The 21627-nt window shown below is 53.1% G+C and carries 18 protein-coding genes; 10 read left to right on the top strand and 8 right to left on the bottom strand.

The window, feature by feature from the left end:
* Nucleotide 1: 1 nt before the first annotated feature.
* Nucleotides 2–130: a twin-arginine translocation signal domain-containing protein gene (locus tag FE788_RS14415; RefSeq protein ID WP_168190267.1), complete on the bottom strand. Its 129-nt coding sequence runs from the start codon at nt 128–130 to the stop codon at nt 2–4.
* A 464-nt stretch (nt 131–594) separates the two neighbouring features.
* Here FE788_RS14415 and FE788_RS04750 point away from each other — a divergent pair, with 464 nt between their 5' ends.
* The 7 genes from FE788_RS04750 to FE788_RS04720 all read left to right on the top strand — a co-directional run bounded on the left by FE788_RS04750 (nt 595) and on the right by FE788_RS04720 (nt 9438).
* Entirely contained in the window at nt 595–2064 is a 1470-nt protein-coding gene (locus FE788_RS04750) for an alpha/beta fold hydrolase (RefSeq protein ID WP_168190266.1), read from the top strand.
* A 180-nt stretch (nt 2065–2244) separates the two neighbouring features.
* On the top strand, nt 2245–3528 hold the full coding sequence (locus tag FE788_RS04745; RefSeq protein WP_138379564.1) for a TRAP transporter large permease: 1284 nt from the start codon (nt 2245–2247) through the stop codon (nt 3526–3528).
* The gene (locus FE788_RS04740; protein ID WP_138379563.1) at nt 3525–4544 is read left to right on the top strand and encodes a TRAP transporter substrate-binding protein; all 1020 of its coding nucleotides are present in this window, start codon (nt 3525–3527) and stop codon (nt 4542–4544) included. The genes FE788_RS04745 and FE788_RS04740 overlap by 4 nt, the downstream gene beginning before the upstream one ends.
* Nucleotides 4541–5053, top strand: coding sequence for a TRAP transporter small permease (locus FE788_RS04735; protein ID WP_138379562.1), 513 nt, complete (start codon nt 4541–4543; stop codon nt 5051–5053). The genes FE788_RS04740 and FE788_RS04735 overlap by 4 nt, the downstream gene beginning before the upstream one ends.
* 149 nt (nt 5054–5202) lie before the next feature.
* Nucleotides 5203–6828, top strand: coding sequence for a thiamine pyrophosphate-dependent enzyme (locus FE788_RS04730; protein ID WP_138379561.1), 1626 nt, complete (start codon nt 5203–5205; stop codon nt 6826–6828).
* Between the two features lie 26 nt (nt 6829–6854).
* The gene (gene hisC / locus FE788_RS04725; RefSeq protein WP_138379560.1) at nt 6855–7949 is read left to right on the top strand and encodes a histidinol-phosphate transaminase; all 1095 of its coding nucleotides are present in this window, start codon (nt 6855–6857) and stop codon (nt 7947–7949) included.
* Nucleotides 7950–7953: 4 nt separating this feature from the next.
* Nucleotides 7954–9438 carry an aldehyde dehydrogenase family protein gene (locus tag FE788_RS04720; protein WP_210414136.1) on the top strand — a complete coding sequence of 495 codons (1485 nt, stop codon included), beginning with the start codon at nt 7954–7956 and terminating at the stop codon, nt 9436–9438.
* A 21-nt stretch (nt 9439–9459) separates the two neighbouring features.
* Here FE788_RS04720 and FE788_RS04715 read toward each other — a convergent pair whose 3' ends face one another.
* Nucleotides 9460–10377 carry a transcriptional regulator GcvA gene (locus FE788_RS04715; RefSeq protein WP_138379559.1) on the bottom strand — a complete coding sequence of 306 codons (918 nt, stop codon included), beginning with the start codon at nt 10375–10377 and terminating at the stop codon, nt 9460–9462.
* A gap of 128 nt (nt 10378–10505) precedes the next feature.
* Between FE788_RS04715 and manD the strand changes: the two genes are divergently transcribed.
* Entirely contained in the window at nt 10506–11717 is a 1212-nt protein-coding gene (gene manD / locus FE788_RS04710) for a D-mannonate dehydratase ManD (RefSeq protein ID WP_138379558.1), read from the top strand.
* A gap of 20 nt (nt 11718–11737) precedes the next feature.
* Here manD and FE788_RS04705 read toward each other — a convergent pair whose 3' ends face one another.
* The 5 genes from FE788_RS04705 to FE788_RS04685 all read right to left on the bottom strand — a co-directional run bounded on the left by FE788_RS04705 (nt 11738) and on the right by FE788_RS04685 (nt 16556).
* Nucleotides 11738–12787 (bottom strand): sugar kinase, encoded by a 1050-nt coding sequence (locus tag FE788_RS04705; RefSeq protein WP_138379557.1) that lies wholly within the window; start codon nt 12785–12787, stop codon nt 11738–11740.
* Nucleotides 12784–13440 carry a bifunctional 4-hydroxy-2-oxoglutarate aldolase/2-dehydro-3-deoxy-phosphogluconate aldolase gene (gene eda / locus FE788_RS04700; RefSeq protein ID WP_138379556.1) on the bottom strand — a complete coding sequence of 219 codons (657 nt, stop codon included), beginning with the start codon at nt 13438–13440 and terminating at the stop codon, nt 12784–12786. The genes FE788_RS04705 and eda overlap by 4 nt, the downstream gene beginning before the upstream one ends.
* On the bottom strand, nt 13437–13709 hold the full coding sequence (locus FE788_RS04695) for a hypothetical protein (RefSeq protein ID WP_138379555.1): 273 nt from the start codon (nt 13707–13709) through the stop codon (nt 13437–13439). Before FE788_RS04695 ends, eda begins: the two co-directional genes overlap by 4 nt.
* 14 nt (nt 13710–13723) lie before the next feature.
* On the bottom strand, nt 13724–14878 hold the full coding sequence (locus FE788_RS04690) for a nitrilase-related carbon-nitrogen hydrolase (RefSeq protein WP_138379554.1): 1155 nt from the start codon (nt 14876–14878) through the stop codon (nt 13724–13726).
* A 106-nt stretch (nt 14879–14984) separates the two neighbouring features.
* Complete coding sequence (locus FE788_RS04685) at nt 14985–16556, bottom strand: phytoene desaturase family protein (RefSeq protein WP_138379553.1); 1572 nt, start codon at nt 16554–16556, stop codon at nt 14985–14987.
* A 164-nt stretch (nt 16557–16720) separates the two neighbouring features.
* Between FE788_RS04685 and FE788_RS04680 the strand changes: the two genes are divergently transcribed.
* Entirely contained in the window at nt 16721–17578 is an 858-nt protein-coding gene (locus tag FE788_RS04680) for an SDR family oxidoreductase (protein ID WP_138379552.1), read from the top strand.
* A gap of 16 nt (nt 17579–17594) precedes the next feature.
* Nucleotides 17595–18728 (top strand): DUF819 family protein, encoded by a 1134-nt coding sequence (locus FE788_RS04675; RefSeq protein ID WP_138379551.1) that lies wholly within the window; start codon nt 17595–17597, stop codon nt 18726–18728.
* Between the two features lie 239 nt (nt 18729–18967).
* Here the strand turns inward: FE788_RS04675 and FE788_RS04670 are convergent, their stop codons facing one another.
* Nucleotides 18968–21403: a TonB-dependent receptor gene (locus tag FE788_RS04670; RefSeq protein WP_138379550.1), complete on the bottom strand. Its 2436-nt coding sequence runs from the start codon at nt 21401–21403 to the stop codon at nt 18968–18970.
* Nucleotides 21404–21627 lie beyond the last annotated feature (224 nt).

Genomic DNA, 21627 nt, shown 5'->3' with positions numbered 1-21627 from the left:
TTCATCCCCGGTCTCCTGCGCCACCGTGTTTTGCGCATAGCTTGCCGGGGCCAGCAAAACCCCAAGCACAACCCACGCCCCCCCGACCAAGAAAATCCCGCCTCTCTCTGATGTCATATATTCCTCCCATACCTATGTTTTCTAGCCATACCTATATTTTCTAGCCAGACGTCTGTTTTCTGGCCAAACGTCTGTTTTCTGGTTGTATGTTGATCTAGTCAGACTCAAAAGTTTCAATAATGAAAATATTTTCATAAATTGAAACTTTGTGCAAGACTTAAAGTATCCTACAATTCTTACCAAGCGTTTTATTGAAACAAGACTGCTTATTTTTCCTTTTAAAACCTACAATTATAACCCCCCCAACGATCCGGAAAACGAGAATTGAGAAATGCAGAATATCAAAAAATCGGAAAGGAGTATCAGATGATCATGAAAAATTTTCGACCGATTCTCCAAAATTGTAAAAATATTATATTTGAAAAAAACGTATATAAAGTCTGGCCTGGATGGAAAAAGGGGTTCTTAAACAGCCTCTCGACACCAAGAGATCTGACAGTTCTTTGCGCATGCTGTTTTGGGCTGACCACAGTAGTGAATGCAGAGGCACGGTTTCAGGAAATCAGTCCCTGCCCTTTTCCCGCCGCACAAGAGGTGCCGAACAGCAGGCTGGTCTGCGGTTATATTCGCGTTCCAGAAAACAGGGACAACCCAGCTTCCGCAGAACTGAAATTACCTGTCGCCATCATAAAAACTACGGCAGCACAGCCAAAATCAGACCCTGTTGTTTTTCTTACTGGCGGGCCCGGCGCCTCCGCCATCAGCAGCCCCCACTATTTCGCCCTGTTCGCCAGCCACCCCTTTGGGCAGGAGCGCGACATCATCCTCTTTACCCAGCGCGGGGGATTCATGAGCGAACCTGCTCTGATTTGCCCTGCTCTTGAGCAGGCGCGGCGCAGGATTTATCTCGCCGACCACAGCCTTGACGAACGGGATGCAGAGATCGCCCGGCGGGCACAGCATTGTCTAAGAAGCCTGCAAAACGCCGGACGTGATCTGCGGGGCTACAGCGCCATACAAAATGCCCATGACTTGCGGGACTTGCGACGCGCGTTGGATATTGACCAATGGAACCTGCTGGCTGTTTCCTACGGCACATATATCGCCCAGGAAGCCGCGCGTCTGGAGGACAACGCTATCCGGAGCATGGTTCTGGATTCGCCAGTTTCCATGGAAAGCGATCTGTTCATGTCCGAAGCCACGCGCAACTTCACCCTCGGACTCACGCGCCTGGTTAATGCATGCAGGGCCCAACCCGCTTGCCACGCTGTTTTCCCGTCTCTCGCCACCGATCTAAAAAAACTGATATCCAAATTGAAAGCGTCCCCCCTTATCCTCTGCCTTAAGGGCACAAACGGCCCCCTCGAAATGGTGGTTAACTGGCATGATTTTCTGAACCTCGTGCATTGGATGCTCTATAACGCGAGGACGCTACCGCTTGTTCCCTTGCTTGTTCACGACACCCTGCAAGGGGACTATGAGTTGATAACCCTTTTGATGAACACCGTATTTCCCGCCCCTGCACAACACGACCAGAGCGCCGCCGGCACTTTCTTTGCCGTTGTCTGTAAGGACCAATATACCCACCGCAATCCGCTGCCCTTGCCGCCTTCGGCAAGTGACCTGCAAAACAGCCTTGAGAATTTTGCCATTACAAGTTTCATGACGGCCGTTTGCAGCGCCCCAAACTTGCCTTATGGAAAGCGCCCTGCCCCCGTACCGGTGAGCCGCAACATACCGACCCTGTTACTGAGCGGATATTATGACCCCATGACACCGGACATTTACGCCACCCAGATCGCCCGCCATATGCCCAACAGCAGTATCGTCCGCATCAGAAATTACGGACATTCAACCCTGAGCGGATATACCGCCTGCCAAACTGAACTGGCGACAGCCTTCCTCAATGACCTCCTGCCTAAGGAGCATTTCCCCTGCCTCAAGACCGTCCCTGAGGTTCGTTTTGCCCTAAACAAATCGCAGGCCTATGCCGCATTAGAGTGAATTGAGTCACCCTATTCACAATTCACTCTAGGCAGTTCACCTCCAGCAAAAAATAAATGTAGAGTTTTCCTATTTGAAATTATTTTCACTAATGATAAGATAAGATTATCGGGCTGCTGCCGGGCATGAAGTGTCCTGAGTTTGGTACAAATATCACCCGGAAGGAAGGAAGAACATTTCATGCAAGCGGTTGTCACCATTGCCATCATCATATTGCTGGCCGGATCCGGTGTCGCGCTTGCTTATGCCATAGGTGCCGGCGCGATCATCAGCTATTATCTGTCCGACAGTACCCGCTTCCTTCTAACCGTTCCGCAACGTATTTTCTCACAGGTCGATGTCTTTACCTTTATGGCCATGCCCCTTTTCATCCTGGCCGGAGAATTTATGAACCGGGCAGGTATTACCCGCTCGCTGATTGATTTTTCGCTGCTGCTACTTGGCCGCCTGCGCGGCGGACTTGGGCATGTCAACATCATGACATCTTTCTTCTTTGCCGGCATCAGTGGATCAGCCGTGGCGGATGTTGCCGCCCTCTCCAACACTTTTGTTCCACAGATGGAAAAACGCGGTTATGATCGCGAATATGCCGGCGCCATTACCGCAGCCTCTTCTGTGATTGGTCCGATCATACCGCCCTCAATTATCCTGATTTTATACGGAGCTATTATGTCCACGGATGTGGCGGCCCTGTTTGCGGCCGGCATCATACCGGGGTTTTTGCTGGCGCTCGCGCTTTTTGCAACAAACTATATTATGGCCAGACGGGAAAACCACCCCGGCGGTACGCAAGAGGATATTCCCCCTTTGTGGCCCACCATGAAGCGCGCCCTGCCCGCACTCCTCTTGCCCGTGGTTATCTTAGGGGGGATTGTCTTTGGAATCATGACTCCGATAGAAGCCGGCGCCCTTGCCTGCCTTGCCGGTGCACTCCTAGGGTTTGCCTTCAAGGAAATGACATTTGCCTCCATGAAAAGGGGGATTGAAAAAACCGCCCTTTTGACGGGCTCCATCTTCACGATCATGGCCGCCGCTTCTGTGCTGAGCTACCTTATTGCTCTACACCAGGTCCCGGTGATGATCGCTGAACTGGTAAGCTCCGCTCATCTGGAGGGAACAGGTTACCTCCTCCTCATCACCCTGACCTTTCTCATCCTGGGCATGGGGTTTGACTTTATGCTGGCCCTGACGGTTGTGGCTCCCCTGCTGGTCCCTGTCGCTGTGGCCCAGGGATTTCACCCTGTTATGCTAGGGGTGCTCATTTGCCTTAACCTGGCCATTGGCCTTATTACGCCTCCCCTTGGCGGCGCCGTCATGATGGTCTCCACCATTACCGGACAAGGCTACTGGTCCCTGTGTAAGCGTGTGTTGCCCTTTGTCGTAGCAGAACTGGTTATCCTAACCCTGATTGCCCTGGTGCCGGAACTGTCCCTCTATCTTCCTCGAAAATTGGGGCTGCTATGAAACGGCGCACTTTTTTGAAATATGCGGTATCTGTCCCGGCAGCCTCGCTTGCCGGAACAGTGGGCGGAAAGGCCGTCTCGCTGGACGAAGATGTGAAATTCGGCTTTTCAAGCCCCGCCAACCTTGACAATAACGGTGTCTATGTTTGGCTTCATGCCTGCGCAGAGGTACTTGAAAGCCAGGGCTTTGGAGTGCGCATGTACCCCAATAGCAGCCTTGGCGGCGAAATGGAACGGCTCTACCAGACACAGCTTGGCCTGATGGAAATGACAGTCACCAGCGGTGATTCCATTGGTCGCTGGTCGCCCATGACATATGCCGGTGCCCGCCCTTTCCTCATTAAAACCTATGAGCATATGGACCGGCTTCTGACCCAGACACCTTATCTGGACATTATTTCCGCAGAACTCGCTCCTTATGGCCTGAAGATCATAGATTTTATCTATACCGGTTCAATGGTGGGGCTTTTCACCCGGGGAAAAGCTGTGCGTCGTCTTGAGGATCTCAGAAAACTGCGTTTGCGGGTTTTGAGCGCCGCCGACATGGACCTGTTGCGCGCCTGGAATGTGCGCGGTGTGCAGGTCGCTTGGGAAGAGGTGGCGCAAGCCCTTCAGACAGGTATGGTCGACGCCTATCTCAACCCGCCGAATATCGCCCCCATGTTTGGACATGGGGCGGTTCTTGATTATTTCACGGATCTGAGAATGGGGCCAGCCTTCCGGCTCTTGCTGGCCTCCACCAAATGGTTGACCCGCCTGACCAGGACAGAGTACAGCGCTTTCGAGAAGGCCGCCACCGCAGGGCGCAAAGCCAACCGCCTCTGGACTCGAAAAGTCATCAAACGCGACCGTGAACGTCTGGAGCAGTCTGGCATTCAATGGATTTCCTTGACGGATGACGAACGCGCCGAATGGATAGATGCCTGTGCAAAGATACCGCCCAACAGATGGGAAATACCGGCAAAAACCGCCCTGTATAACAAATGGGTCGCTGAAACTGCAGAGACATCATCATGACACGGCTTTTCCTCTATCTCTCCCTCTTGTCCGAAGCCCTGAACCGAATCTGCAAAACCATTGCCTCAACAGGAATTGTGGTGATGCTGGTCTGTATCCTGTTTCAGGTCATGGCCCGCTATATTTTTAATGAACCTCCCGCCTGGACTGAGGAACTGGCCCGTTATGCCATGATCTGGGCCGGTTTTACGGGAGCGACCGTCGCCTTTAAGGGCCGCGCGGATCCGGCCCTTTTCAGTGCGAATAAACTTGTTAGGCCCTGGCTGAGAAAGTCAGCCCTCTGGTTTGAAGCCGGGGCAGTTTTCCTCTTCTGGATTCCCGTTTTGCTGGCCATGCCTCAATTTCTGATCCTGCAAAGCCAACGAGCCAGCGAAGCTCTAGAAATACCGAATGTTGCCATTGTTTCCGTTATGCCCGCCAGTATCCTGATCATTTTGTTACATATGATCGTGCGGCTTCTCCCTGCACACGACCCCAATCCCCCCTATGAGCCCCATCAGGAAGCCTGATATTTTTCGAAGGCCTTTGTCCTTTCGTGCCAGCGTAAGGCGATGAGGATTATTTTTCCTTATGCTGCAATGAAAAAGGATCATTTGGCGATGTTCCCCTCTTTCTTTAACACTCAGGAGTAAGCAAAAACTCAGGAGTAAAGAAGTCAATGACACATTTGTCCGGTGCGGACGCAATCCTGCAGTCCATGATTCAAAACGGGGTGGATACGATTTTTGGCCTGCCCGGAGGGCAGCTGGATCATTTTTTTGACGCCATGTATCAGTCTTCCGATAAAGTTAGAACAATCTGTAGTCGCCATGAACAGGGCGCGGCCTATATGGCGTACGGTTATGCCCGCTCCACCGGAAAGGTCGGCGTCTATACGGTAGTGCCCGGCCCCGGTGTGCTCAATTCCACCGCCGCGCTGTGTTCCGCCTACGCCACCAATACGCCGGTTCTGTGCCTCACCGGGCAGATTCCCTCCCGCTCCATCGGCAAGGGATATGGAGAGCTTCATGAGCTTCCGGATCAGCTGGCGACCATGAAATCCCTGACCAAATACGCTGAGCGCATCAACCATCCCTCACAAGCTCCGGCCATTGTGAACGAAGCGTTCAGGGCGCTGAAATCCGGACGCCCCCGGCCTGTTTCCCTCGAAATGCCTATGGATATTATGGGATTACAAAGCGATGTGAAACTTCTGAACGCGTTTGTCGATACCCCAACGGAACCGGATCCCGAACAGATCAAGGCTGCTGCAAAATTGCTCGGCAGCGCCAAGAGCCCCCTGATCATCGTTGGTGGCGGAGCAACCCATGCCGCCCCCGAGGTTCAGGAACTGGCCGAAATGCTGCAGGCGCCGGTTTCTTCCTTCCGCAGCGGTCGAGGCATCATCAGCGACGATCATTATCTCGGCGTCAATTATCCCACCGGGCATCGGCTCTGGGCCGAGGCGGACGTTGTGGTGGGGATCGGCACCCGCCTTCAGTTGCAGCAGCAATTCTGGGGCGTAGATGAGAACCTGAAAATCATCCGCATTGATATCGACCCTGTGGAGATCGACCGCATCAATGTGCCCGAAGTAGGCATTGTTGCCGACGCCCGCAGGGCGCTCAGGGCGCTGATCCCCATGCTGGAAAAGGAAAATATTAACCGCTCCAGCCGCAAGGACGAGCTTGACGCCCTGAAGCGGGACTATTGGAGACGGATCCAAAAGGTCCAGCCGCAAATGTCCTATCTGGAGGTCATTCGCCAGGAACTGCCCGAAGACGGCATTTTCTGCGACGAGATTACCCAGGTCGGTTTCACCTCTTGGTACGGTTTTCCTGTATACAAGCCCCGGCAGCTAATTACCTGCGGCTATCAGGGCACACTTGGCTATGGTTATGCCACAGCGCTCGGGGTCAAAATCGCCCACCCGGACAAGCCGGTGATTTCCGTGGCCGGCGACGGTGGTTTTCTGTTCACCGCCAACGAAATGGCAACAGCGGTGCAATATAATATCGGGCTGGTCACCATTGTCTTTAACAACAATAAATTCGGTAATGTGCAACGCCAGCAGAAAGAATGGTTCGGCGGTCGGCTGATCGCCTCGGACTTGCATAATCCGGACTTTGTCAAATTCGCCGAAAGCTTCGGCGCCGCCGCCTATCGCACCAATTCGCCGGAAGGGCTACGGGAGTTTATCCGCAAGGGGCTTGACCATAACGGTCCGACCTTGATCGAGGTGCACGTTGAAGAGGATATGGCGACGCCTTGGGAATTTATTCTCACGCCCCCGGTGCGTGGCTAATATCAACAAAGAAGAAAAGGTATTCCATGACAAAACCTTCTCCCAATCCGGGCCTTTTAAAAATTTCCCCTTATGTCCAGGGACAAAGCCAGCTGGACGGTATTCAGAATCCGATCAAGCTGTCCTCCAACGAATCCCCCTTGGGCCCCAGCCCCGCCGCCATCAAAGCATATATGGAGGCAGCAAACACACTATATCGTTATCCCGACGGGTCCCAAACTGCATTGCGGGAGGCGTTGGCGGAACGTTTTGATCTGGATGCGGACAAGGTCATCTGCGGGAACGGTTCGGATGAGTTGATCCAGATGTTGATCCGGGCCTATGTCGCCCGCGGGGACGAAGTAATTCTCAGCGAATATGCCTTTGCCATGTGCCGCATTCATGCCTTGGCCCAAGGCGCGGAAGTTATTACTGCGCCTGAACCGGAACTGGTTCCGAACGTAGATCAGATTTTGGCCAAAGTTTCCGATAAAACGCGCCTGGTGGCCATTGCTACCCCCAATAATCCGGCGGGCCGGTATCTGCCGGCGAGCGAGTTACAACGGCTGCATGACAACCTGCCCGGTGATATCATACTGCTGGTGGACAGCGCCTATGCGGATTATGTGGAAAAAGAAGATTATGATCCGGGTCAAACGCTGGCCGAAACGACGGACAATGTAGTGATGACCCGCACATTCTCCAAACTTTATGGCTTGTCCGCGCTACGGATCGGCTGGGCCTATGCCAGCGCCGAGATCATCGGCATGATGCAGCGCATCCGCACCCCCTTTAACACCAATGCGCCAGCGATGGCGGCCGCCTGCGCGGCCGTCCTAGACCGGGATCATGAAAACAAGGTGCGGCAAGCCAATAACAAATGGCTCGCCCTGATGAGCGAGCGGCTGACCGAAATGGGTCTCGAAGTAGTACCCAGCGTCGCCAACTTCATCCTGATGCGGTTCCCGGAAACGGACAGCCATAACGCCGGAGCCGCCTGGAAATTCTTATTATCCAGAGGCATAATCCCCCGACCGGTGGGCGCCGGGGGGCCTGAAAACTGCCTCAGAATTACTATTGGACTGGACCATGAAAACCGGGCCGTGCTGGATGCATTACAGGACTTTATGACAGGAGTATAACACCGTGCCCAATCCCTCTGCCCTCCCGACTTCCGTCAAAAACTATCTTGCGAGCCCCCGGCCCATGCTGATCAACGGTGTCTGGCATAGTCCGGAAAATGCCGCGCTGATAGACTGTATTGATCCGGCGACAGCAGAGCGCATTGGTACTGTCTATGCAGCGGGGGGCGATCAAGTGGAAGCGGCCGTGACTGCGGCCCGCCATAGTTTCACCGATAAACGCTGGCGGGCCAAGACCCCGGCGGAAAAAGCCCGTATTCTGTGGCGGGTCGGCGATCTTATCGAACAGCATGCAGACACACTCGCTTTCTTGGAAACGTTGGACGGCGGGAAACCCTTGACAGCCGCCCGGCAAGGCGAGATTCCCGCCGCGGCCGAAAGCTTTCGGTATTATGCCGGCTGGTGCACAAAGTTAGGCGGGCGTACCACGGACATTTCCATCCCCGGCGATTTTCACGCCTATACAAGGCGTGAGCCTGTGGGCGTGGTGGGCCTGATTACTCCGTGGAATGGCCCTCTTGTTATGGCGGCCTGGAAAATCGCCCCGGCGTTGGCAGCTGGCTGTTCCGTGATTATCAAACCTGCCGAAGTGACCTGCCTGAGCACCCTCTATCTGGGAGAACTCCTGATCGAGGCAGGCCTTCCGGACGGCGTAGTCAATATTTTGCCAGGAAACGGCGCCGCCGTGGGAGCTGCGCTGGTTCAGCATCCGCAGGTGAACAAGGTTTCATTCACCGGATCGACAGCGACCGGCAAAAAACTCGTGCAAGCCGCAACAGGAAATCTGAAGAAGCTGACCCTTGAACTGGGCGGCAAGTCACCGGTCATCGTTTATAACGATGCCGATCTGGAAAAAACCATTTCCGGTGTTGCCCAAGGTATATTTTCCAATTCTGGACAGGTCTGCGTCGCAGGATCTAGGGTATTTGTAGAAGCCGGTATTTACGATGACCTTCTTGGCGGTCTGATCAATTATGCCGAAAATCTTGTGATCGGTCCCGGCCTGGATCCAGCTACGGAAATGGGACCATTGATCTCTGATCAGCAGCTGAACAGCGTACGGAATTATGTGGACAGCGCCCTACAGGAAGGCGCCAGTCTTGTGACCGGCGGCAAAAAACTCAACAGAAAGGGATATTTCATGCAGCCAACCATCCTGACCGGGGTGCGCCCGGGCATGCGGGTCATGAAAGAGGAAATTTTCGGTCCGGTGCTCTCGGTGATGAAGGTGGATGATATGGCGAAAGTGATTGCTCTGGCCAACAGCTCCGACTATGGCCTGGCGGGCAGCGTCTGGACCCGGGATATAAGCAAGGCTCACAAAATCGCCGCTGAAATTCAGGCGGGTATTTTCTGGATCAATTGTCATGGCATCCCAGACATGGCCATGCCGTTCGGCGGCACTAAACAATCCGGTTGGGGCCGGGAGGCCGGTCTTGAAGGCCTAGAACATTATACGGAACTGAAATCTGTCATTGCCGCTCTGTAAGGCACCCCGCGCAGGAAAGGTTCAGGATCCCATGCGGCCTTTCATGGAAATGAATTTTTCAGCTTCATTCAACAACCAGTGGGCAAAAGCCCGGATTTTCGGCTGATCCGAGGCATTTTTATTGCTGACGACATAATAACTGTAGCTACAGGGGATCTTTACCCCGAAAGGCGCAACAAGATCCCCTCGTGCCAGAGCATCAGCGACCAGCGCCCCGCGTCCGAGTGCTACCCCTTCACCATTAATGGCGGCTTGGATAACCAGATGAGAATGGGTAAAACCAGGCCCTCGGCTGGGATCGATACCCTCCACCCCCGCCTCTTCCAGCCATTCCTTCCAGCCCATCACCCCCACATCATGCAAGAGCGTGTGATGTTTCAGGTCTTCCAACTTCTTCAAGGGATTACTCCCTTCTAGAAGGGCAGGACTACAGACCGGGTAAATATTCTCTGTCAGAAACTTCCGGGCGTGCACATGTTGCCATCTCCCGTCGCCATAGCGAATATCCACATCCACGGTGCCCTGGCTCAACAGATCCTCTTCCTGGTCAATGGTCACAACACGTACATCCAGGTCCGGATATTGATCCCGGAACGATTTAAGCCGCGGCACCAGCCAGATTGAGGCAAAGGAACTCAGAGTCGAGATGTTCAGGGTCTTGACCTCTTCCCGATTGATCAACTGATCGGTGGCCTCCGCCATTTTATCAAAAACCTCTGTCAGAGGCTCCAGATAGGCCTTGCCTTCTTCGGTCAGCTTCAAGCCGTTCTTCAGGCGCTGAAACAGCAGCACGCCAAGCCATTCTTCCAGCACCCTGATCTGATGACTGACTGCCGCTTGGGTCACATGCAATTCCTCACCGGCCTGAGTGAAACTCAAATGCCGCCCCGCCGCTTCAAAAACCCGCAAGGAATTTAACGGTGGTAGTCTTCTGCCCATAATCCTGATCCTGTCGCTAACAACGCATAAACAAAACTAATCCAGAGTATGACAAAGACTCGTTTGCCCGCAAGAGGCAAAGGCCATATTTTTCCTTTAATTAACTCAACAGACAACTGGAACAGGACATCATGAAAATTACCGACGCCAAGGTCATAGTGACCTGCCCTGGCAGAAATTTCGTCACTTTGAAAATTTACACGGACGAGGATCTTTACGGTATTGGCGACGCTACCCTGAACGGGCGGGAGAAAGCCGTTGTCGCCTATCTTGAGGAACATGTCATTCCCTGTCTTATCGGCATGCAGGCGGACCGGATTGAAGATATCTGGCAATATCTCTATCGGGGCTGCTATTGGCGACGGGGACCGGTCACCATGACCGCCATTTCGGCAGTAGACATGGCACTGTGGGACATCAAGGGCAAGGCCGCGGGCATGCCGGTCTATCAGCTGCTCGGCGGCGCCAGCCGCGACGGGGTGATGGTCTATGGTCACGCCAATGGCGAGACCCTTGAAGAGACCGTCGAGGAAGTCGGTAAATATATCGACATGGGGTATAAGGCCATTCGCGCCCAGACTGGCATTCCCGGCCTGCCCTCCACCTACGGCGTGTCCGGCGACAAGATGTTTTACGAGCCCGCTAACGGTGCCCTGCCGAGCGAAAATGTGTGGTCCACGGAAAAATATCTCACTCATGCGCCAAAGCTGTTTGAACGCTTGCGCGAAACTTACGGCGACGAACCGCATCTTCTGCATGATGTGCACCACCGCCTGACTCCTATCGAGGCCGCACGCCTTGGCAAGTTGCTGGAACCTTATCGGCTGTTCTGGATGGAGGACTGCGTAGCGGCGGACAACCAGGAAGGCTTGCGCCGGGTACGTGAGCATACGGTCACTCCACTTGCCATCGGCGAGATTTTCAACAGCATCTGGAACTGCAAGACCCTGATCGAAGAACAGTTGATCGACTATATCCGTGCCACCGTCGTGCATGCCGGTGGCATCACCCATCTACGTCAAATTGCGGGGTTCGCCGCGTTGCACCATGTGCGTACCGGCTGTCACGGGGCAACGGACCTGTCACCGGTCTGTATGGGCGCGGCACTGAACTTCAACCTGTGGGTGCCCAATTTCGGCATTCAGGAATATATGCGCCACACCCCCGAAACCGACGCCGTATTTCCCCATGAGTACAGCTTCAAGGACGGGTATCTGCATCCGGGCAACAAACCGGGCCTTGGGGTCGATATCGACGAAAAGCTGGCCGCGAAATATCCCTATCAGCGTGCCTATCTGCCGATCAACCGTCTTCAGGACGGCACCATGTGGAACTGGTAGGCTTCACTGGCAGGTCGGCCTCAACGGCTGACCTGCCCTCCGGAACTTCCCTGGAGCAGGGCCTCGACATCTGCAACGCTGACACGATTCACATCACCGTAAATGCTGTGTTTCAGACAGGCCGCCGCTGTCGCGAAATCCAGTGCGCGCTGACCGCCTTCATTCCTGATCAGCGCATAAATCAGCCCAGCGGCAAAGGCATCTCCCCCGCCAATACGATCAATGATGCGGCGCATTTCGTAAGATCGACTGACAAAATATCCCGTACGATCCCGCAGCCCCGCGCTCAGATTGTTATGGTCGGCAGAAAGACTTTCGCGGAATGTGGTGCTCATGACCTGAAGGTTGGGATAAGCGGCAAACATTTTCTCCGACAGGCTGTAATTTCGTCCCTGAAGATCAGAAGTATTGCCATCTCCTTCAATCCCCAAATTCAGTCGACAATCTTCTTCGCTGGCAAATAACACGTCCACATGACGGACGATCCGACTTAAAATATCCGGCGCATCAAGGCTATTATCCCGCCAGAGTTTTTGCCGATAATTCACATCAAAGGAAACCGTAAGCCCCAAGTCTCGCGCCACCTGCACGGCCTCCAGGGACATTTCCGCCAACCCTTCCCCAAGAGCCGGGGTAATACCCGACAAATGGAGCCAGTGTTTGCCCTGTAAAACGGCTTTCCAGTCCATATCTCTTTTGTCCAATCCGGCAAAAGCCGCCCCCTGTCGGTCATAAAGGATATTGGTCGGTCGGTGATTTGCGCCGGCCTCCAGAAAATATTGCCCCATACGACCGGCCCTGAACCGGACAGCGTCGGTGCCCACATTGTGTGCCCGCATTTCGGCAAGACAGGCCCGGCCGATATCATGATCCGGCAAGGCGGTCACGAACTCTGCTGGAATACCAAAACGCGCCAGCGACGCCAGCACATTAAATTCCGATCCGCCGAAGCTGGTTTCCAGAAGCGGTGATTGAAACAGACGTTCATAGGCCGGGGATTTTAGCCGAAGCATGATCTCTCCGAAACCAATGACAACGGGAGAAAGCGGAAATTTTGTTGTAAAACTCATTTTATCGTTTCTTCCCGGATCAGATTAACCTGCTCAACAGCCTGTCGGGCATTCATAGAAATGGTTTCCCAGTCCCCGTTTGCCATTAACGCACCAGGGGCAATCCAACTGCCACCGCAGACCATCACATTAGGGATTGTCAAATAATCTTCCAAACTTTTAAGGCGGATCCCCCCCGTGGGCATATAACGCATGTCCGGATAGGGACCGTTCAGCGCCGGGATCACATCCCGTGCCCGACAGGCCTCGGCGGGAAAGAACTTCACCAGACGAAGTCCTTCCCGACGAGCGGTTTCAATGTCGCTCGGCGTGACGCAGCCGGGGATCAAAGATGCCTTCTGGGCCAGAGCATGTCTGATGACGGCCGGATTACATCCTGGCGCCACAAGGAAATCGGCTCCCACCGCTATCGCCTGATCCACTTGGCCGGGTTGCAGAATAGTTCCCGCCCCGATCAGCATATCCGGAAAGGCCATTTTAATCTCCCGGATGGCGTCAGCGGCCATAGCGGTCCGAAAGGTCACTTCCACCACCGGCAGGCCACCATCTGTCAGGGCCTGTGCGAGAGGAACGCCCAAGGCGGTCTCCTCGATTGTGACGACAGGAATGACCCCGAATGTCTCCAGTTTTTCCGCCAGCGTCCGCATCATCATACCCAAGGATTATTCATGGATTTGGGCGTGACCTGTTCATCCTTCTCATCTCCTGCCCTGAAATAAAAATAAGGGAACAGGATCACAAACCCCAAGGCCGACAGACTGGAAAACAGGGCTTTGAGTGCACCTGTCACATCTTTGGGGTGGACATAAACCTTTGTGGGAATGCCCTCGCCCCCTTCGTTGGTGATGACCAGCCGGTTACCATCCCGATACATCCGACCCACCGTCAGGGTCATGTTGGCAAGTTTGCTGACAACCTTCATGATCAGTCCTCTACTTAATCTTCTCTGAGCAGGCCGATTTTCTGTGCGGCACGGATGCGCTTTTCATGCAAGTCCGCCATATCCTCCACCGTCATGCCTGCCGGCGGGGTAAACTGACCACGGCCGTAAATATCCAGATACACTTCCCGCAAGGGTTTCATCTTATCCGCCAGATTGCGCGGCGGACGGCCGGAGGGGAACTGGTTCGGCGGGTAAATCGGTTTTTCATAGATTTGCCGGAAACCTTCGGTCCTGAGATCCACCCAGGTATTGTGGTTGCAGCGCGAGCGGTGTTCACGCAAGGCTTCGATGTCAATGGGACAACTGATGACCTGTTCTTCCGGATAATCGGCCCGACGCAGCACCATGCCGGTATAGTCAATGATGAAGCTGTGGCCGGGGCAAAAGGCGCGCGGATAATATTCATGATCCACCGTGCCCCAGTTGGAACCCAAGAGATAACACATATTGTCATGGGCCCTTGTCCGGCGGGTAAAAACCCAGAAATCCCAGGGTTCGTTCACCCCTTCCACTTCCTGGATGGCGCCTGGATGGCAGATCACCTCCACCCCATTATACCCCAATGCGCGGGAAACTTCCGGCGTGCAGCCATCATGGCAGGTCATGGTCCCCAACTTGCCGATCTCGGTATCGACCACCGGGAACAGGTTTTTGATGTCGCCGCCGAAGGCCGCCGTGTATTCGTCCAGCATGTCATGGGGACTTGTGCCGAGGCCAAGCGAGACATTGATATGCCATTTGTGATATTTCAAGATTACCTCACCAGTAGGCCCGATGATGAAAGCGGTATTAAACCAGCGGTCCGGGAATTCCGGTAGCCGCTCGATCACACCACCACCAGAGATAAAGATATTATATTCTTTGGCTTTGTCGCAAAGACGGGCGATTTCAGGCCCGTCAAATGTCACCGCCTTTTTCATGAACTCATTCAGACCGTCTTCGCCCTTGCCCGGCGTGGTCACCCCCTGAAGAAAATATTCCGGCAATACCACCAGCCGGGCTGGCAGTTCCCAGTGATACCCCACACTGAAATCAATCATCTTGCAAACCCGATCCAGATTTTTCTTCACAGCCGAGTCATCGTCAGAAATGGTGACCTGGGGCTGGATCACAAGCGCGGTATATTTTTCGATTTTTTTACTGGTCATTTTATCCTCATCTGACTGTCAAAAAAAGAGATGGCGGCGCATACAAGGTTACCCTATGGGGTACGGGAGGAGACGCGCCGCCACGGCTCCGCAATTACGGCGGACCCTAATAATCGTTTTGTTTCAGCCCCATATCTTCCAGCATTACATTGGCGGTAATGGTTCCCATGGCAGAAATGGCCCCGCCCGGGTGGCAATGCGGGCCCGTCATATACAGATTGCGTATAGGGGAGCGGTAATGGGCATATCCGGGAAATGGCCGGAAGTAGCCGAGCTGCGCCTGGATCCGCTCCCCGCCAGTGGTGATTCCGTCCACAAAACAGGGGTTCGCTGCTTCAAGGCTTTCGCGCGTTTCGATATATTCTCCCAAAATCGTCTGTTCATTGATATTCGGCGCATATTGCTGGAGTTTTTTCAGCAATACATTATGGGCATAATCTTGCTTGATCTCTTCCCAGGTTCGCCCGTCGGCCAGCCAGTTGGAGACAAAAGTGTCAAAAATCAGCGTATGTTTCCCTTCTGGCGCACGGCTGGGGTCCATCAGGGTCCAACAGGCGCTCCACAGGAACGGGTCAGAGGGTGGAATACCCTGCGCAATTTCCGCATACTGCCTGATCAGTTGCGGTTCGGAATCCACAATCCGGTGGAACGGGCAACTGCTCATCAGTTCGCCATTGGTGAAGCGGGGTGCCTCGGTCAGTGCCAGGTGCACCCGGCAAATGGTTATCTTGCCGAAGGAATAGCGATCCACCATTTGCAGAAAATCATCGTCCAGGACCCTAGGTCTTACAAATTTGCGAAATGTTTGTTTCGGTTCCAGGGCGCTGACCACCGCCTTGCGGGCACGGATTTCCCTACCGTCCTCCAGGATACATCCCCTGGCCTCTCCATTTTCGACAATAAATTCCCTGATTGCCGCTTCAGTCAACACCTGTCCGCCATGGTCATTGATATAATTCTGCATGGCAATGGGCAGCATCATGCTGCCGCCTTTGGGAATGGACTGTCCGAACATGTGGATTGCGGGAATCATAATGTAACAGGATTGTCCCGCCCCTTCCTGTTCGGGCAGGATCTGCGGCGCCATAGCCCAGTTCAGCATAACCCCTTTAACAAACTCATTCTCGAAGTTCTGATCTACCCAGGCCCGGGCGCTTAAGGAAAATTCCCGCAGGCGTTTCAAGCCTTCTTTACTGGTTTCCATCGCCTGCGCCATGTAGCTGGGCGGTGAAGGCGGTGAAAAAAAGGCTTTAAGGAAGCCGTCACGCACCAGTTCGAAATCATCGTAAATTTCCCGGTAGCGGACAGCGTCTTTTTCAGAATATTGAGCAATGCTTTCGACGGTCTTGTCGATGCTTTTATAGATGACAATACCTGGTCCGCCGGATTTGTCGGGATGGCCGGTAATCTGATCCTCGGACCAGATATATTTCAGACCATATTGTTCCAGTTCGCTTTTGATTTCCTGAAAATCGGGATTACAATGAATCCATACATGGGACGAGCCAAACATATCATGTTTAAATCCCGGCAATGTCACTTCGCGAGTCACCGCCCCGCCTCCGACCCAAGGGTTTCTTTCAAGCACACAAACCGAAAGATTATATTTGGTCAGCAGGCTGGCGCAGGCCAGACCATTTACGCCGCCCCCTGCGATAACAACATCAAAATCCTTCATCCAGATATCCTACCTTTCACTCAACTTATTTCTGGATATCTGAAGCGGCAGCCCCCAACAAATGATAGATTCTCATCACCGCATTAGAATTATCAATGCTGTTGTTTCAATAACTTAGCTTATAATTTTGAAAGTTTTAGAGAACGAGCAGGTAACTTACTGATATGACGGCAGTTCTGATAACCGGCGCGGGAAGCGGAATCGGCCTGAGCACAGCCTTAACCCTCGCCAACAGAGGCTACAGGGTGTATGCTGGACTAAAAAATCCGCAAAACATCCCCCCTGAGCTGGATCATGCGCAAATTAGCCCCCTGCCCCTTGATGTGACACAGCTCAGCGATATTGACCAATGCGTCAGTCTTATTGGCAACGAAGGGCATGAACTGTCCCATCTAATCAATAATGCCGGCATCAACATTCCGGGCCCCATAGAGGTGTATACACAGGAACACTGGCGCAAGATCTTTGCCATCAATTTTCATGGCCCCATGACCCTATGCCGCAAAATCCTGCCCCTGATGCGACGGCAGGAAAAGGGGCGCATTCTCATGATATCCTCGCTGTCGGCCGAAATTGGCCTGCCCTTGGATGGGGCCTATGCGGCGAGCAAGGCCGCACTCAACCGTGCCAGTGAAAGTCTCGCCTATGAAGTCGCCCCATTCGGCATTTTCGTGACGGTAGTGATCCCCGGGTCCGTAGTCACCAACCTGAACCGCAAACATATGGATGAGATCCCGAACAGCCCGACACCATATGCGCCCCTTTATCACACCCTGCGCCCATCTGCCTCTGGCCTGTCGCCAACCCGTCTGGCCGAAGAAATCGCTACCGTCTGTGAACGGTCCAACCCGCCCCTGTTTTACCCCGTCGGGACACAGGCCCAAGAAATTATGACCCGGGTGAGCACTGCAAACAGCGAGGTCCGTCAGCAAATTATTCGCGAGGTCTCCGGTCTTGGCTGGTGGTTTGACAGCACAATGGCCCCGCGCCACAAATATCCCAAGAACAACCCCAGGAACTAACAAGGAAATTCTGCATATGCCCCTGATTGCCCAAGACAATGTTCTTCTTCTTTCGGCCATTCTGTTCTGTCTTGCCTGGTTCGGTTTCTGGGCCGATACCAACAAGATCGGAAAAGCCACTTCGGGCGCGCTATGGGTGATTATCGGGGGCATTCTGTTATCCAATTTTCAGGTTACCCCCTTCCGCTCGCCGGTCACGGACTTCGTGGGCGAATATTTGGTATCACTGGGCATTCCCCTATTGCTGTTCAAGGCGGATTTACGCAAGATTTTCAAGGAAAGCGGCCGAATCATGATCACCTTTTCCTTCGCCGCGCTGGGCACCATCGCCGGGGCGATCATTGGGTTCTTTCTTCTTGATCTAGGGGAGATCGGCCCGAAGGTTGCCGGGGTCTATACCGGCGGGTTTATTGGTGGCACCATCAACTTTGTGGCAGTTTCCAAAGCCGTGAACATGACACCAGCAGAGTTCAGCGTTGCCATCGGCGCCAATAGCATTGTCAGCGTGATGGCCCTGATGACACTGGTCACGCTGCCGTCCATTGCACTGGTCCGCCGTCTGTTGCCATCCCAGATCATGGAAGAGGCTCAAAAAACCGAACAGAAAAACCCCCGGACCAAAGAAAATACACAGATGCATCTAACCCATATCAGTGGCGCCCTGGCCTTGAGTTTTGTGATCTGTGCCCTTTCCTACACCCTGGCAGATATATTGGAACTTGGCAATTTCAGGATTCTGTTCGTGACCGCTCTTGCTATTCTGGTGGCCAATATCGCCCCCCGAACCATGAGCAAACTTGAGGGGGAGTTTGAAATGGGGATGCTGATCATGTATGTGTTTTTTGCCGCCATTGGATTAGGCACAAACGTCACCGCCTTTTTGGACTCTGCCGTCCATCTTTTTGTTTATTCCGTGCTGATCATCGTCATCCATTTTATGGTTGTCCTGATCTTGGCTAAACTGTTCCGGGTGGATCTGGCCGAGGCCCTGACCGGGTCGGGTGCAGCTCTTGTCGGCCCGGTCCCCACCGCTGCCATTGCCATTTCCCGCGGCTGGACCACACTGATTACCCCCGGGATCATGTGCGGCATATTTGGATATGTGATTGCCAATTTTATTGGCGTGACGGTGACGGCCCTGCTGCATTAACTTTCTAGAACGCATTATCCCAAACACCTCCGTCGCTTTCAGGCCGCCTCCACCCCCTTCTGCCTCGTCAAACAGGATCGGCAGTGTCGTTCACTGTTAAGCCTGTCTTTCGTGTATACAAGGTCTTTTGAAACCATTGAGCAAATTCACTCTAATATTTGCAAAAAAAGAGCCCTGCACCGAAATACCGATGCAGGACCAAGTTTCCATTCTGAAGTCGTTTATTGAGAAGTGAAGAGTTATTCGGATATTAATGTCAGACGCAGGAAAACCGTGCGGGGATGAACATCAATCAACGTACCGCCATAACTAAATCCATCCGTAGCGGTGTGATAGCTATTTTTCAGAACGTTTTCCACATTAAGAGACAGGCTGACATTTTGCCAGTCCAGACCCGTACGCAGGTTCAAGACATTGTATCCTTCGAAATCCGCCGGGAATCCGGTTTGCAGTTCGGTCAGATTTGAAGCCTGTCCGCCACGGAAATACCATTCCCCGCGGATATATCCGTCACCCTGAAAAGCATGGTAATTATACTGCGCCATAAAGGTGGCGGTATAGTCCGGTGCGCCCGGTAGCCGCTGCCCGGATAGATCGTCACTGGACAAGGCAATACCAACCGGTTCGAATTCCACATATTTGGCATCCAGAAGCCCCAACGTACCGCCAATCAGAAAATTATCGGTAAGATAGGACTGCACAGAAAGCTCAAGTCCTTTGGCCTCGGCTTTGGGAGCATTGGCGATGCTATCCCGGGGAACGATTTTGCAGTCTTCAGCGGGAACACTGCCGTCATTGGGTACCAATGATCCATTGGGCAATTCACACAGACTTTCACGGATGTCGATCTGCATGTCACGCCATTTCATAAGGAAGGCTGCCAGTTCAAAACGCACAGAATTGTCAAAGAGCGTCCCTTTAAAACCGACTTCATAATTGGTCAGCTTTTCCTTGTTGGCAAAGGTAGTGTTATTGCCGCCGGAGTCCGGATTAACGCGAGCCGTAGCCGCTTTATATCCCTGAGAAACCACAGCATACGCTGTTACATTATCATTCAGATGATAGTTCACTGCTGCCCGGAAGGAGAAATCATCGCTGGAATTACCCGCACTTGTTCCCTGTGTCTGCGGACTTCTTCCACCTGTAATCGCCTGATTACCATTGTCGTCAGTGAAAATAGGCAGCGCTCCAGAAGCCTGTTCCGGAGATAACTGGCACCCTTCCGCCAGCGGGTCTCCCGGAGCGCGGCGACCACAGGCGGCAAAAACATCCTCCCACCATTGATCATCCTTATCATCAGAATATCTACCGCCCAGAGTTACTGTCAGGTCATCTGTCACATGCCAGGCAGCATCTGCGAACACGGCCCAACCTTCCCGTTCGATATTAATGGTATTTTCGTTGGCTTTATCCCCCCTGAGCCAAGGACCAAGAAATCCCTTGATGAGAATCTCGTTATGCGCCTTAAGCTTGTCCTTGTAATACAACCCCCCCACTGTCCAGTCCACAACATTATCTCCGGTGGAGGCCAGCCGGAACTCCTGGCTGAAGGAACTGGTCGTATAATCATATTTCCGGTCCACGCTGTCGACACCGGAATGGTCCAGATCCATCAACTGATCCATTTCCGTATCAAGATAGCCCGTAACGCTAGTCGCCGCCACCCCATCCCATTGATGAGTTGCATTCAAAAGATAAAGTTTGGTGACATTATCGGCAAAAGCCGGTGTATTGACATAAATCTTGTCCCGGTTCACAGGGGCATTTTCAAAACCTTCCGGCATATTCCCATCATGATCCGGGTGACAGCCAATACCCCCGAGCACCGCCGGGTCGGAAGGATCGAAACCAAATGTCGGGTTTACACAGGTTGGCACCATCGGTTGATAATCCTGTTCTTCACGAGTATAGGCGACCTGCGCGTCAATAGTGGTGTTTTCTGTTGGCATTACACGCAAAGTGGAACGGGTGCTAATCAGCTCATAACCACCATTACCGCCGGTGGGATGAACATTCTTGACCGGACCGTCGCTTCTTTCATGATTGACCACAGTTCTAAGATACATGCCACCGGTAACAGGGAGGTTCAGTACGCCACTTGTTTCATAGGTGTTGTTACTACCGACCCCTAGGTCAATCTGACCATAAAACTCTTCGGTCGGTTTTTTAGTACGAATATTCAGCGCTCCGCCTTCAGCGTTACGACCGAAATAAGTACCTTGGGGACCCCGCAGCACCTCTACCGCCTCAACATCATAAATCGGCGGATTGGCCGTCCCACTGGCGGCCGTTGCCACACTGAACTCATCCCAGTAAATACCAAAGGCCGTATTGGCGGAAACCCGCTCCCCCGACCTCAGATCACTGATGCCGCGGATGGCGATTTGAATATTTCTGGAGCCGCCGCGCCCCCCTTCCCGAAAGGAAACATTCGGCGTCAACGTTAAATAATCGGCCGCCCCGTTCACATTGTTCTGCTGGAGAGTGGTGCTATCGATCACACTCACACTGGCAGGCACATCAAGATAGGACTGGGCCCGTCTCTGAGCCGTCACCACGATCTCATCAAACTTGATACTCTCCTGTTTGGCACTGTCTTCTTCTGTTTCTGTAGCAGAGACATGATAGGGAAGCACCGCCATGGCCGCCGTTGCACATAAAAGTAACTTTTTCACAATGTTTCTCCCTAAACGGATCTTGTTCTTCTTCACTCAGGCCGCAACATTTCCTCAATCCCTTATCCCAGACGAAGAACCCGTTGCCTGTGCGCATCATTAAAAATCCGCACAAAGGAAAGAAACAACTGATTGTTTCTCATATTGAGATAAGAAAAACTAATATGCAGGTTAGGCCCTGTAACCATTGGCTTTTTAGAGGCGCATGTAAAAATAATTAATGC

It is taken from the genome of Luteithermobacter gelatinilyticus, from assembly GCF_005849285.1.
Lineage (GTDB): Bacteria > Pseudomonadota > Alphaproteobacteria > Sphingomonadales > Emcibacteraceae > Luteithermobacter > Luteithermobacter gelatinilyticus.
This window is presented reverse-complemented; position numbering and strand designations above follow the sequence as displayed.